At 76.1% G+C, this 15,371-nt stretch carries 2 protein-coding genes; both read right to left on the bottom strand.

Going from position 1 to position 15,371, the window contains the following annotated elements:
* Nucleotides 1-153: 153 nt before the first annotated feature.
* Entirely contained in the window at nt 154-1,368 is a 1,215-nt protein-coding gene (locus ACPFP2_RS20950) for an FAD-dependent oxidoreductase (RefSeq protein ID WP_424090864.1), read from the bottom strand.
* Complete coding sequence (locus ACPFP2_RS20945; protein WP_424090863.1) at nt 1,355-15,313, bottom strand: amino acid adenylation domain-containing protein; 13,959 nt, start codon at nt 15,311-15,313, stop codon at nt 1,355-1,357. The genes ACPFP2_RS20950 and ACPFP2_RS20945 overlap by 14 nt, the downstream gene beginning before the upstream one ends.
* Between the last annotated feature and the right edge of the window lie 58 nt (nt 15,314-15,371).

The following is a 15,371-nucleotide window of genomic DNA, read 5'->3' as shown; positions in this document are numbered from 1 at the left end:
TGCCAACGGCGGCGTTGCCGAACGGCCCTCCAACGGGCCGTCCGCCCGGGCACCCTCCGTCCCGCCCGCACCTCCCACCCCGCCGGGGTACCCGGTCGGGCACCCCGGACCGAGGCGCCGATGGCCCCGGTCGGCGACCGGGGCCATCGGCGTTCAGGAGGCGACGGGGGTGGGGTGGACGGTCAGTTCGGGGGGCTGCTGCATCCGCTGCCACATGCCCTTCTCGGCCACGGCGAGGTAGAGGCGGGTGAGCCTGCCCATCGCCCAGCGGCCCAGCGCGGTACGCGGCTCGGCGGCGGTGGCGACCTGCACGGACTGCTGGCGTACCCACTTCACCCGGTCGAGGCGGCGGCGCTCGTAGTCGCGCAGCGCGGCGGCGACACCGGCCGGGGTGCCGAGGTCACCGGCGGCCAGGGCGTCGGCGAGCACGACGCCGTCCTCGACCGCCTGGCAGGCGCCCTGGCCGAGGTCGTTGGGCATGGCGTGGGCGGCGTCCCCGACCAGGGTGACCGGCCCGTCGCCCCAGGTCTCGTGCCACTCGTGGTACCAGATGTCGGTCCGGATGATCGCCTCGGTGGGGGTCCGGGCGACCCGGTCACGCAGCACCGGCGGCAGCATCTGCGCGAGCCGGACGGCGTGCTCCCGCTCCCCGCCGGGCTGCTCGCGCTGCCCCGCCGGGGCGTGCCAGGACAGCGTCCACGCGGCCCGGTCCCCGCCGATCGGGTAGACGCCCCCGCCGATGCGGGTGCTCTCGTCGTGGAACAGCAACGGCACCTCGGGGACCAGGCCCTGGGTGCCGGCACACACCCCACGGTAGGTGCTGCGGCCCAGGTAGACCGCGGGCACGTCGCCGCGCAGCCGGCGCAGCACGGTGGAGCGGACCCCGTCCGCGCCGACCAGCGCCGCCCCGGTCACCACGCCGCCGTCGACCTGCACCTCCACGCCGTCGGCGGTCTGCCGGTACCCGGTCACCCGACGGCCGTGGTGCACCGGCACGCCCCGTTCGGCGCAGGCGGCCAGCAGGATGTCCGCCAGGTCCATCCGCCCGACGGACAACGACGGCAGCGCGTCGGCATGGATGTACGGGTGGGTGCGCATGGCGAACCGCATCCGCCCCCGGGAGTCGAAGTTGCGGATCTCCACCACCCGCTCGGCGGCGGCCAGCAGCCGGGCCCCGAGACCCAGCCAGCCCAGCGGGGTCGAGGCGTTGCTCCACAGCGTCAACCCGCTGCCCGGCGCGGTGCGGATCTCCTCGGCGGTGCGGCGCTCGTACACCTCGACCGGGAGGCCGTGGCGGGCCAGGGCGAGCGCGGTGGTCAGGCCGCCCACCCCCGCCCCGGCGACGACGATCGGCCTACGCGGAACCATCGGTGCTCCCTTCGTCCGGGTGGCTCGGGCCGTCTGCCGGCGTATCGGCGCTCGCGCCGGGCGGCGGTGGCAGGAACCCGTCGGCGACCAGCGCGTCGAGGTAGCGGCCGAGCAGGGCGGTGTCGACCCGGGGCGGTGGCAGCAGGTCACCGGTCAGCTCCCGGGTGTTGCGGTCGTCGAAGGTGGGCTCGCCGGCACCGGTGACCCGTCCCTCGGCCAGCGGCGCGTACATGGCGAGCACCGGGCCGAGCCCGTCGTCGCCGGCACGAGCGGCGGCGGCGACGGCGTCGTACCACTCGGCGAGCGGCACCCGGCGCACCGGCCAGCCCCGGTCGGCGAGGGTGTCGGCCAGCAGCACCAGCGGCACCTTCGCGTCGAGGGCGAAGTGGAAGGTCCGGCCCAGCGCCTCCGGGCGTCGGGCCAGCGCCGTGATCGCGGCGGCGAGGTGGTCGACCGGCACCAGGTCGGTGGCGAGCCCGGTGTCGGGGACCGTTCCGGTGGCCACGCAGGCCCGGATCACCTGGCATACCAGGTCGTCGGCGCGCCAGGTGCCGGTGCGGGTGTCCCCGGCGATGCGGCCCGGCCGGTGGACGGTGACCGGGACGCCCCGGGCCCGCGCCAGCGCCACCACCTGCTCGGCGACCCATTTGCTGTGGTTGTAGCCGGTGTCGGTGGCCGGCGGCGGAACGTCCGGCAGCTCGTCCTCGCGCAGCACCGCGGTGGCGGGGTCGGCGTCGGTCGCGGCGAGCCCACCGAAGACCGACATGGTGGAGACGTAGTGCACCGGCACCGGCCGGTCCAGGGTGGCCAGGCGCAGGATCTCCACCGTGCCGGTCACGTTGCCGTCGCGGAGCATCGCGTACGGGCGCAGGAAGTGCACCACCGCGCCGCAGTGGTAGATCTCGTCCACCTCGCGGGCCAGCGCGGTGAACCGGTCCGGGGTGAGGCCGAGGCGGGGCGCGGCCAGGTCACCGGGGAACGCCCGGACCCGGTCCGTCCACTCCTCGCGCCAGCAGCGGTAGCGGCGCAGCTGCGCCACGAGCCGGCGGTGCGCGTCCGCCTCGTCGGCGCCGCGCACCAGACAGAGCACGGTGGTCCCGGCCTCGGCGAGCTGCCGCAGCAGGTACGCCCCGAGGAACCCGGTGGCGCCGGTGAGCAGCACGGTGCCGGGCCGCTCGGTGAACCGGGGTGCGCCGACCGGCCGGACGTCGTCGGGCAGCGCCACGTCGGCGCGCAGCGCTGCCGCGTGCTGCGCCTCGGCGGCGGCCACGTCGATGCTGCCCTGCTCGTCGAGCAGGTCGGCGAGCGCCCCGATCCGGGAGCGTTCGAACAGGACCCGCACGGGCAGGTCGACACCCCAGAGCCGGCGGATGGTGGCGTGCAGCCGGGCCGCGAGCAGCGAGTGCCCGCCGAGGGCGAAGAAGTCGTCGTCCAGGCCGACCCGTTCCACGCCGAGGGCCTCGGCGACCAGCCGGGTGAGCCGGTGCTCGGTCGGGGTGAGCGGCGGCACGTACCCGCTCTCGCCGACCGGTCCGGCCGGGGCCGGCAGCGCCCGGCGGTCCACCTTGCCGTTCGGGGTGAGCGGCAGGGCGGGCAGCGACACCACGGCGGCCGGCACCATGTACTGCGGCAGCCGCTCGGCGACGGCGGCACGGGCGGCGCGGACCAGGCCGTCGTCGGGGGCGTCCGAGGCGGGGACGACGTAGCCGACCAGCCGCTTGTCCCCCGGGCGGTCCTCCCGGACCACGGCCACCGCCTCGGCCACCCCCGGCGCGCCGCGCAGCGCCGCCGCGATCTCACCCAGCTCGATCCGGAAGCCACGCAGTTTCACCTGGTCGTCGAGGCGGCCGAGGAACTCCAGGTTGCCGTCGGGCAGGTAGCGGACCAGATCGCCGCTGCGGTACAGCCGCTCCCCGGTCGCCGGGTGGGTGACGAAGGCCGCCGCGGTCAGCTCCGGGCGGTGCAGGTAGCCGCGGGCCAGCCCCGCCCCGCCGATGTACAGCTCCCCGGGGACGCCGATCGGGCGGGGGCGCAGCCGCTCGTCGAGCACCCGCAGGACCGTGTTGACCACGGGACGGCCGATCGGCGGGTGCCCGCCGCCGACGATCTCGTCGGTGACCGTGGCGTAGACGGTGGCCTCGGTCGGGCCGTACCCGATCAGGAAGCGTTTGCGGCCGCCCCACCGCTCGGCGACCTCGGCGGGACAGTCCTCGCCGCCGGAGCCGAGCACCTCCACCGTGGGCAGGTGCTCCGGGTCGAGGTGGGCCAGCAGGGACGGCGGCATGAAGGTGAAGGTGACCCGCTGCCGGTTGATCAGGCCGACGATCTCCACCCCGCCGGCCAGGTCCTGCGCGGCGGGCACCACCAGCGGCACCCCGCCGAGCAGGGAGATCACCATCTCGAAGACGGAGACGTCGAAGCTGAACGGGGCGAACTGGAGCACCCGGCTCTCCTCGTGCAACCCGGCCAGGTAGCGGGTCAACCAGAGGTTCGTCACCGACCGGTGGGTCACCGCCACCCCCTTCGGGGTGCCGGTGGAGCCCGAGGTGTAGATGACGTAGGCCAGGTCGTCGGGGCCGCTGCGGCGGGGCAGGTCATCCTCGGGCAGCGCGGCCAGGTCGGCGGCGTCCACCGCGATCACGGTGGCGGTGGTCCCGCTCGGCGCGTCGGCGCGACCGGACCGGGTGAGCAGTACCGGCGCGCCGGAGTCGGCGAGCATGAACGCCACCCGGTCGGCCGGGTAGGCGGGATCGATCGGCACGTACGCGCCGCCGGCCTTGAGCACGGCGAGCACCGCGACGACCATCTCCACGGACCGCTCCACGAGCACCCCGACCAGCACGTCCGCCCCGACACCCAGCTCGACCAGCCGGTGCGCGAGCCGGTTGGCCCGGGCGTTCAGCTCGGCGTAGGTGACCGTCTCGGCGCCGAAGAGCACGGCGGGCCGGTCCGGGGTGGCGGCGACCTGGCGGGCGAACAGCTGCGGCCAGGTCGCGTCCGGCAGCTCCCGCACCGGGCCCCGCCCCCACGACTCCAGCTGGGTGGCCTCCTCGGCGGGCAGGTCCGGCAGCGCGGTGACCTGCCGCTGCGGGTCCTGGGCGAACTCGGCCAGCAGCATGCGCAGGTGGGCCAGCATCCGGTCCACGGTCGCCGGGTCGAACAGGTCGACGTCGTACTCGGCGAGCAGCCGCCAGCCGCCGTCGTCGGTGGGGACCAGGGTCACGGTGAGGTCGGTCTTGGCGGTGCCCGGGTCGAACGGCAGCGGCTCGGCGCGCACCCCGGCGAACTCCCGGTCGCCGGCGGCGACCCGCTCCACCAGTGCGAAGCCGACCTGTGCCAGCGGGGTACGGGACAGGTCGCGGGCCTGGCCGAGCCGTTCCACCAGCACGTCGAACGGCGCTTCCGCGCGGGCGTACGCCGCCAGGCACGTCTGCCGGACCCGACCGATCAGCTCACCGACTCCCGGCTCGCCGGCCAGGTCGGCGCGGAGCACCACAGTGTTGGCGAAGAAGCCGACCAGATCCTCGGTCTCCGGCCGGTCCCGCCCCGACACCGGTACGGCGACACCGAAGTCGGTCTGCCCGGCGTACCGGGAGAGCATGAGCTGGTAGGCGGCGAGCGCCACCATGAACGCGGTGGCGTCGTGGCGGCGCCCCACCTCGGTCAACCGGTCGACGAGCCCCGCCGGCACTCCGGCCTCCCGCTGGCCGCCCCGGTGGTGGCGGGTGGCCGGGCGGACCCGGTCGGTCGGCAGGTCCAGCACCGGCAGCCCGGTCAGCCGGTCGGTCCACCAGCGCAGGTCCTCGTCGAGGTCGCCGCGGTCCAGCCGGTCGCGTTGCCAGGCCGCCACGTCGGCGTAGCGGAGCTGCGGGGCCGGCAGGTCGACGGTGTCCCCGGCGACCCGGGCCCGGTACGCGGCGACCAGGTCGCGGACGATCACCTGGGTGGACCACTGATCGCCGACCGCGTGGTGCAGGGCCAGCAGCAGGTGGTGTTCGTCGTCGGCGACCCGGAGCAGGGTCGTGCGGACCAGCGGCGCCTCGGCGAGGTCGAACGGCGCGGTGAGCCGCTCCCGGGTGAGCGCGGCGAGCGCGACCGGGTCACCGCTCAGGTCGATTTGCTGCATCGGCACGTCCGACGCGGGGTGGATCCGCTGGGCGGGTTCGCCGTCCACCGTGTCGAAGCTGGTCCGTAGCGCCTCGTGCCGGGCGACCACGTCGGCGAAGGCGGCGTGCAGCGCCGCCGCATCCAGCGGGCCGCGCAGCCGTACCGCGCTGCCGATGACGTACGCCCCGGCGCTGTCCGGGTCGAGCTGGTGCAGCAGCCAGAGCCGGCGCTGGGCCGGGGAGGCGGGCAGCAGCCCGTCGCGAGGCGTCGCGGTCGGCAAGGGCTCGGTGCCCGTGCCGCCGAGCCGGTGGCGGAGCCGCTCGGCGAGCCCGGCGACGGTGGGCCGGTCGAACAGGTCCCGCACCCCGGCGTCGACGTGCAGGGCGGTGCGGGCACGGCTCATCGCCCGGGTCGCCAGCAGCGAGTGTCCACCGAGGTCGAAGAAGTCGTCGTGCACGCCGACGTCGTCGACGTCGAGCACCTGCCGCCAGATGTCGGCCAGGGTGGCCTCCACCTGGTCGCGGGGGGCGACGTGGCCGGCCTCGTCGCCGCCACGCCGGGGCCGGGGCAGGGCCCGCAGGTCGAGCTTGCCGTTGCCGGTACGGGGCAGCGCGTCGAGCAGGGTGAGGCTGGCCGGCACCAGGTACTCGGGCAGCAGCCGGCGGGCGTGCGCGCGCAGGTCGCCCGGCGACGGGTCGGCGCCCGGGCGGGGCACCACGTAGCCGGCGAGTTCGGTGTCGTCGGCGCGGCCGGCCCGGGCCACCACCACCGCGTCGGCGACGTCCGGGTGCTCCCGGAGCACCGCCTGCACCTCGCCCGGCTCGACCCGGAAGCCGCGGATCTTCACCTGCGCGTCGGCGCGGCCGAGGAAGTCCAGTGAGCCGTCGGGCAGCCAGCGGGCCAGGTCGCCGGTGCGGTAGAGCCGGCCGTCGAGACCGGCGTACGGGCTGGCGACGAAACGCTCGGCGGTCAGCTCGGGCCGGCCGGCGTAGCCGAGGGAGACGCCCGGGCCTGCGATGGCGACCTCGCCCGGCGCGCCGAGCGGCACCGGCCGCCCGTCCGGGTCGAGCAGCACGATCCGCAGATCGGGCAGGGGCCGACCGACCCGGTGCCGGCCGGGTTCGGCCAGCTCGGTGGCGTGGACCCGGTGGAAGGTGGCGTGCACGGTGGTCTCCGTGGTGCCGTACATGTTGATCAGCTCGGGGTGGTCGTCGCCGTACCGGTCGAACCAGCCGGTCAGCGCCGGCACGTCGAGGGCCTCCCCGGCGAGGACCACGTAGCGCAGCGCGGTCAACCGCTGCGGCTCGACGGCGTCGGCGGCGGCGAGCTGGCGGAACGCGGTGGGGGTCTGGCTGAGGACGGTGACCCGGTGCCGGGCCAGCAGCGCCCGCAGCTCGGCGGGCTCGCGGGCGGCCAGGTAGGGCACCATCACCACCCGGGCGCCGGTGAGCCACGCCCCCCACATCTCGAAGACCGACACGTCGAAGGCGACCGAGTGGAACATGCTCCACACGTCGTCGGGTCGGAACGCGAAGCGGGTGGCCGCGGCGGTGACCAGCCGGGCCACGTTGCGGTGGGTGACCATCACCCCCTTCGGACGGCCGGTGGAACCGGAGGTGTAGATCAGGTACGCGACGTCGTCCGGTCCGGCGGGTTCGTCCGCCGTCGGTTCCGGCTCGGCGGGCTCACCGGTCGGGGCGAGGACGGGGCCGGTGAAGCCGGGCGGCGGCACCACCGCGACCAGCGCCCGCACTCCGGCGTCGTCGAGGACGTAGCTCATCCGGGCGGCCGGCCAGCCGGGGTCCAGCGGCACGTAGGCGGCACCGGCGTCCAGCACACCGAGCACCGCGACGAGCAGGTCGAGGGTACGGTCGAGGTGGATGCCGACCCGGTCGCCGCGGCGGACCCCGGCGGCCCGCAGCCGCCGGGCCAGGCCGGCCGCCCGGGCCAGCAACCCGGCGTAGCTGAGCCGGTCGTCGCCGCATTCGGCGGCCACCGCGTCGGGCGTCCGGGCGGCCTGCTCACGGAACCACGCCGCGAGGCCGGGACGGTCGGGCTGCGGGTGCTGCCGCACCCACTCGTCGAGCAGCAGCCGGCGCTCGTCGTCGGTGAGGGCGGCGAGGTCGCGCACCGGGCGGGCCGGGTCGCCGGCCAGCTCGGCGAGGAGCAGGCGGAACTGGTCGGCCATCCGGTCCACGGTGACGGCGTCGAAGAGCTCCGTGTCGTACTCGACGCGCAGCCGCAGGTCACCGCCGTCGGGGTCGGGCACCAGCATGATCGACAGGTCGAACTGGGTGGTGCCGGGGCGCAGGTCGACGGGGGTCACCTCGACCGGGCCCATCGACCGGGCGGCCGGCGGGGTGTTCTGCGCCGCGAACAGCACGGTGAACAGCAGGGTCTGGGCCCGGTCGCGGGCCGGGCGCAGCTCTTCGACGAGCTGGTCGAAGGGGACGTCGGCGTGCGCGTACGCGTCCAGGCAGGCGGCGCGCACCCGGTCGAGCAGCTCACCGACGGTCGGGTCCCCGTCGAGGTCGGCGCGGAGCACCAGGTTGTTGACGAAGAACCCGACGAGGCCCTCCAGTTCGGTGCGGGAGCGGCCGGCGACCGGTGAGCCGACCGCGAAGTCCCGCTGCCCGCTGTAGCGGGCGAGCATCAGCTGGCAGGCGGCCAGGCCCACCATGAACGGTGTGGCCGAGCGACGCCGGGCGGCGTCGGTGACCCGGGCGACCAGGTCGGCGGGGATCCGGTGCCAGCGCAGGTCACCGCGCCAGGCGCGGGTGGCGGGGCGGGGCCGGTCGGTCGGCAGCTCCAGCGCCGGCAGTCCGGCGAGGCGCTGCCGCCAGTACGCCAGCTGCGCGGCCGCCTCCGGGCCGGTGCTCCACTGCCGTTGCCAGGCCGCGTAGTCGCCGTACTGGATCGGCAGGGCGGCCGGGGCGGCGCTGTCCGTGCCGGCGGCGTACGCGGCGACCAGGTCGCGGGCCAGGACCTGCACCGACCAGCGGTCGCAGATCGCGTGGTGCAGGGCCAGGTGCAGCACGTGCTGCGCGGCGTCGACCCGGATCAGGGTGACCCGCAGCAGTGGCGCGCTGCGCAGGTCGAACGGGACGCCGGAGAGGGCGGTGAGGGTCTCGTCGAGCCGGCCCGGGTCGGCCAGCTCGGTCACCTCCAGCGGCACGGTGAGGGCGGGCGCGATGACCTGCACCGGTTCACCGTCGGTCTCGTGCAGCGAGGTGCGCAGCGTCTCGTGCCGGGCCACCACGGCGTTCAGTGCGGCGTGCAGCACCTCCCGGTCCAGCGGCCCGGTCAGCCGCACCGCGCCGTCGACCGTGTACGCGCCCGCGCCGCCGGCATCGAGCTGGGCGAGGAACCAGAGCCGGCGCTGACCGGAGGAGGCGGGCAGCACGTACCGGCCGGCGAGGTCGCCGCCGACCTGCGGCATCCGGAACTGCGCGGGGATCGGCGGCGCGGTGGCGTCCCCGGCCGGCGTCGTGCTCGCCGGCGCGCCGGTGGGCGTGCCCTGCGGCAGGGCGGCGGCCAGGCCGGCCACCGTCGGGGTGGCGAAGACCGCCCGCACCGGCAGGTCCACCGCCACGGCGTCGCGGATGCGGGCGACCACCCGGGTGGCGAGCAGGGAGTGCCCGCCGAGGGCGAAGAAGTCGTCGTCGCGGCCGACCCGGTCCAGGCCGAGCACGTCGGCGAAGATCGCGGCGAGGTGTTGCTCGGCCGTCCCGCGGGGCGCGGCGTACGCGCCGACGTCCGGGCGCAGCCCGTCCGGGGCGGGCAGCTTCGCCCGGTCGACCTTGTTGCGGTTGGCGGTCAGCGGCAGCGCGTCGAGCAGCACCAGCGCCGACGGCACCATGTAGTCGGGCAGCCGTTCACGGCAGGCGGCGTGCAGCGCGGCGACCAGGCCGGTGCGGTCGGTGTCGTCCGGGTGGTGCAGGTCGGCGTAGCCGACGAGCCGCTGGTCGCCCGGGGTGTCCTCGCGGACCACCACCACCGCGTCGCGTACCCGGGGATCGGCGCGCAGCACCGACTCGATCTCGCCCAGTTCGATGCGGTGGCCGCGGACCTTGACCTGGAAGTCGATCCGGCCCAGGAACTCCAGCGTGCCGTCGCCCCGCCAGCGCACCAGGTCCCCGGTCCGGTACACCCGGGCGCCCGGCACCTCCGGGTGGGCGACGAACTTCACCGCGGTCAGCTCCTCGCGCCGCCAGTACCCGGCCGCCACGCCCGCGCCACCGATCCACAGCTCCCCCGGCACGCCCACCGGCACCCGCCGGCCGGCGTCGTCGACCACCAGCAGTTCGGTGTTCGCCACCGGCCCGCCCAACGGCAGGGGGTCCTCCCCACCACGGACGCGGTGCACCGTCGACCACACCGTCGTCTCGGTGGGCCCGTAGAGGTGCCAGACGCGTGCGCCTGCGACGTGCAGCCAGTGCGCCAGGTCGGCGGGGACCCGCTCCGCCCCGGCCAGGGCGGTGAACCCGTCCGGTGGCCGCCAGCCGGCCTGCTGGAGCAGCCGCCAGGTGGTCGGGGTGCCTTGGAGGTAGGTGACCCCGCTGCGACGCAGCCGCTGCGCCAGCCGCTCGCCGTCGACGACGGTGGCGTGCGGGATCATCTCGATGCGCGCGCCGACCAGCAGCGGCAGGTAGACGTCGAGGACCGGCATGTCACAGGAGAGGGTGTTGGCCGCGCCGACCACGTCGACGCCGGTCAGCCCGGGCTCGCGCATCATGCTGAGCAGGAAGTTCACCACCGGCCGGTGCGGCAGCGCCACGCCCTTCGGGTGGCCGGTGGAGCCGGAGGTGTAGATCAGGTACGCCAGGTCGTCGGGGCCGGGCCCGTCGGGCAGCGGATCGGTCGGGCGGGCGGCGATCGCCGTGCGGTCGGCGTCCAGCCGGACCACCGCGACCGACTCGGGCAGCTCGGGCAGCAGGTGGGCCAGGTCGGCCTGGGTGAGCACCGCCGAGGCGCCGGAGTCGGTGAGGATGAACGCCACCCGATCCGCCGGGAAGGCCACGTCGACGGGGACGTAGGCGGCCCCGGCGCGGAGCACGCCGAGCAGCGCGACCAGCACGTCGCAGCCGCGCTCGGCGAAGAGCGCCACCCGGTCGCCACGGGTCACGCCGAGGGCGCGCAGGTGCTGGGCGAGCTGGTGGGCGCGGACGTCGAGCTGCGCGTACGTCAGCGACCCGGCCTCGTCGGCGACCGCGGTCCGGTCGGCGAACGCCGGGAACCGGACGGTGACGTACCGGTCGAGGCTGGTCGCCGGCACCGGCGGCCGGACTCCGGTGCCCCAGGTGGTGAGGCGGGCCCGTTCCTCGGCGGGCAGCGCCGGCAGCGCGGAGAGCCTGCGGTCGACGTCGGCGGTGAGGGCGTCGAGGACCAACCGGTAGTGGGCGAGCAGCCGGTCCACCGTCGCGGCGTCGAAGAGGTCGGTGTTGTACTCGGCGACCACCTGCTGGGCGGTGGTGTCGGGGCCGGCGGGGAAGACGGTGAGGGTCAGGTCGTACTTGGCGGCGCTGTCCGGGGCGCGCAGCGGCGCGGCGGCAACGTCGCCGAGGCGCAGCGACGGGGTCGGCAGCGGCGCGGCGATGAACATCACCTGGAACAGCGGGCTGTGCGCGAGGTCGCGGTCCGGGCGCAGCCGTTCCACCAGCCGCTCGAACGGCACGTCGGCGTTGGCGTAGGCGTCCAGGCAGGTGTCGCGGACCCGGTCCAGCAGCTCCCCCACCGTCGGGTCGCCGGTGAGGTCGGTCCGCAGCACCAGGTTGTTGGTGAAGTAGCCGATCAACGGCTCCAGCTCGGGACGGTACCGGCCGGAGACCGGGGAGCCGACCGGCACGTCGAGGGTGCGCGCGTACCGGGACAGGGTGAGCGCGTAGCCGGCGAGCAGGGCCATGAACAGGGTGCCGCCGCGCCCGGCGGCGAGGGTGGTGAGGTCGGCGACGAGGCCGGCCGGGAGCTGCGCGGTGCGGGTGGCGCCGCGGTAGGTCTGTACCGCCGGGCGCGGCCGGTCGGTGGGCAGGTCCAGCACCGGCAGGTCGGCGAGCTGGCGTCGCCAGTGTTCGAGCTGGCGCCGCTCGGCGGGGCCGCCGGCCCAGCGCTGCTGGGCGACGGCGTAGTCGCCGTACTGGACCGGCAGGTCGGGCAGCGCCGGTTGCGCGCCGGCCGCCAGCGCGGTGTACGCGCCGGAGAGCTCGGTGGTCAGCGCCTCCACGGCCAGCCGGTCGCCGACCGCGTGGTGCAGGGTGACCAGCAGCGCGGCGTCGTCGTCGTCGAGGGTGGCCAGCACCACCCGCAGCAACGGCGGGGCGGTCAGGTCGAACGGGCGGGTGGCGGCGTCGCGGAGCAGGTCGGCCAGGGCCGCGTCGCGGTCCGCGGCCCCGGTCAGGTCCACCTCGGACAGCGGGGTCGGCACGTGCGGGTGGATCACCTGCTCCGGATCGCCGTCCACCGCCGCGAACCCGGTGCGCAGCGTCTCGTGCCGGCGGACCACCAGGGCGAGCGCGGCGCGCAGCGCGTCGGTGTCGAGCCGGCCGCGCAGCCGCAGCCCGCCGTGCAGGTGGTACGCGGCGGCGGTGTCCGGCTCGAACTGGGCGAGGAACCACACCCGGCGCTGCTGGAAGGAGGCGGGGAGCCGGAGAAGGCCGTCGGCGTCGGATGCTCGGGACGCCGGGGTGAGCTGCGGGGAGCCGGGCGGGCCGGCCAGGTCGAGCACGGCGGCGAGGCGGGCGACGGTGGGTTGGGCGAAGACCGCGCGGACCGGCACCTCGACGTCCAGGTCGGCGGCGATCCGCCCGACCAGTGCGGTGGCGAGCAGGGAGTGCCCGCCGAGGGCGAAGAAGTCGTCGTCGCGGCCGACCCGGTCCAGGCCGAGCACGACGGCGAAGATCCTCGCGAGTCGGTCCTCCACGGCGCCGCGCGGCGGCTCGTAGCGTCCGGCGTGCTGAGCGGGGTCGGGGGCGGGCAGGGCACGCCGGTCCACCTTGCCGTTCGCGGTGAGCGGCAGCGCCGGCAGCGCCACGAAGGTCGCCGGGACCATGTAGCCGGGCAGCCGGGCGACGCAGGCGTCACGCAGCGCGTCGGGCTCGGCGTCACCCACGTGGTACGCCACCAGCCGCTGGTCGCCGGGGGTGTCCTCACGTACCACCACCACCGTGTCGCGCACCCGCGGGTCGGCGCGCAGCACCGACTCGATCTCCCCCGGCTCGATCCGGTGCCCGCGCACCTTCACCTGGAAGTCCAGCCGGCCCAGGAACTCCAGCCGGCCGTCCGGCCGCCAGCGGACCACGTCCCCGGTGCGGTACACCCGGGCGCCCGGCGTCTCCGGGTGCGGCACGAACCGGTGCCGGGTCAGCTCGTCGCGCCGCAGGTACCCGGCCGCCACGCCCGCGCCGCCGATCCACAGTTCCCCCGGCACCCCGAGCGGGGTCCGGCGTCCCGCCCGGTCGACCACCAGCAGTTCGGTGTTCGCCACCGGCGATCCCAGCGGCACCGGGTCCTCCTCACCGGACACCCGGTGCACGGCCGACCAGACGGTCGTCTCCGTCGGCCCGTACAGGTTCCACACGGCGGCGCCCGTGCCGGTCAGGGCGCGGGCCAGGTCGGGCGGGAACGCCTCGCCGCCGCACCAGACGGCGAAGCCGGGGCCGGGGCGCCAGCCGGCGGCCAGCAGCAGCCGCCAGGTGGCCGGGGTGGCCTGCACCACGGTCGCCCCGGCCTCGGCCAGGTGGGCGGCGAGCCGGGGCCCGTCGGCGGCGACGGCGCGGGGCACCACGTCGACCCGGCCGCCGACGAGCAGCGGGCCGAGCAGTTCCAGGGCGGCGATGTCGAACGAGAGCGTGGTGACCGCGGCCAGCACGGTGTCCCCGTCGAGGCCGGGGCGCTCGGCGAGGGTGGTCAGCAGGTTGACCAGGGCCCGGTGCGGCACCGCGACGCCCTTCGGCGTTCCGGTGGAGCCGGAGGTGTGGATGACGTAGGCCAGGTCGTCCGGCCCGGGCCGCGCCGGCCAGTCGGCGGCGTCCGGCAGGTCGTCGTCGAGGCGCAGCACCGGCGGGCCGTCGGGAAGGGCGTCGGCGCTCGCCGCGTCGGCGAGCACCAGCGCGGCGTCGCCGTCGGCGAGCACGAAGCGCAGCCGCTCGGCCGGCAGCGCCGGGTCCACCGGCAGGTACGCCGCCCCGGCGCCGAGGACGCCGAGCAGCGCCGCCGGCAGGTCGACGTCGCGGTCCACGGCCACGCCGACGAGCTGCCCGGGGCGTACCCCGGCGGCGTGCAGGGCGGCGGCGATGCGCTGGGCGCGACGGACCAGGTCGGCGTAGCCGAGCCGGCCGGAGACGCCGGTCACCGCGGTGCGCTCGGGGTGGGCGGCGGCCCGGGCGGCGACCAGGGCGGGCAGGCTTTCGGCGGGCAGCTCCCGCCGCGGCCCGCGCCCCCGGTCGACGAGCAGCTCGCGCTCGGCGTCGGTGAGCAGCGGCAGCGCGGACAGTGGCCGGTGCGGGTCGGCGACCACCGCGTCGAGCACCTGGCGCAGGTGGGCCAGCAGCCGCCGGGCGGTGTGCGGGTCGAACAGCGCGGTGTTGTGCTCGACGGTGACGGTCAGGGCGCCGTCGGCGCGGGGCACGCAGGTGACGAAGAGGTCGAACTTGGCGGTCCCCGGGTCGACCCGGAACAGTTCGGCGGTGAACCCGGTGGCGGTGAGCGCGGGCAGTGGCACGTTGCCGAAGACGAACATCACCTGGAACAGCGGGCTGCGGGCCAGGTCCCGCTCCGGGCGCACCCGCTCCACCACCCGCTCGAACGGCACGTCAGCGTGGGCATAGGCGTCCAGGCAGGTGCCACGGACCCGGTCGAGCAGCTCGGCGAAGCCCGGGTCGGCGCTCGCGTCGATGCGCAGCACCAGGTTGTTGACGAAGAAGCCGACCAGGTGTTCCAGTTCGGGCGCGCGGCGCCCGGCGACGGGGGTGCCGACGGCGAGGTCGTCCTGCCCGGAGTGCCGGGCCAGCACCGCGGCGAAGCCGGTCAGCACGGTCATGAACAGGGTGGCCTGGTGGTCGCGGCCCCGCCGTTCCAGGGCGGCGACCAGCTCGGCGGGGAGGACCGTCTCGACGGTGCCGCCGTCGAAGGTCTGGGTGCTCGGCCGGGGGTGATCGGTGGGCAGATTCAGCGGCGGCAGGCCGGCCAGTCGCCGCTGCCAGTGGTCGAGTTGCCCGGCCTCCTCGTCGCCACCGACCCACTGGCGTTGCCAGGCGGCGAAGTCGCCGTACTGCACCGGCAGCTCGGGCAGCGCCGGTGGCACCCCGGCCAGGGCGGCGTCGTAGCAGGCCAGCAGTTCCCGGACGAAGACCGCGCCGGACCACTGGTCGTAGACGGCGTGGTGGAAGGCCACGACGAGCACCTGGTCGGCCGGGCCGAGGCGGTAGAGCACCACCCGGAACAGCGGCGGGCGGGTCAGGTCGAACGGGCGGCGCAGCAGTTCGCGGATCTCTGCGGCCAGGGCGGCGTGCACGGTGGCGGTGTCCGCGCCGGTGGGGACCCGGCCGGTGGCGTCGACCTGCTCCACCTCGACGGTCAGCTCGGTGGTGACGGCCTGCACGGGTTCGCCGTCGACGAGGACCAGCCCGGTGCGCAGGGTCTCGTGCCGGCGGACCATGGCGGCCACCGCCGCGCCGAGGGCGTCCACGTCCAGCTCCCCGGTGACGCGCAGCGCCCCGTGTTCGGTGTACGACGCGGCGCTGCCGGGTTCGAGCAGGTCCAGGAACCAGAGTCGGCGCTGCCCGTACGACGCCGGCAGCAGGTACGCCTCCCGGGTGCTGACCGGGTTGTCATCGACGCTCACGCGGACACTCCTCGCTGTGGTGGCACGGACGGTGCGGGGCCCGCGCGTCGGCCGGGAC

The organism is Micromonospora citrea, from assembly GCF_049629545.1.
GTDB lineage: Bacteria > Actinomycetota > Actinomycetes > Mycobacteriales > Micromonosporaceae > Micromonospora > Micromonospora citrea_A.
Note: the sequence above shows the minus strand (reverse complement) of the source record. Positions and strands in the feature narration are given on the sequence as shown.

Excerpts from the sequence above, each read along its gene's own strand:
- ACPFP2_RS20950 (WP_424090864.1), bottom strand. The coding sequence starts at position 1,368 with ATGGTTCCGCGTAGGCCGATCGTCGTCGCCGGGGCGGGGGTGGGCGGC.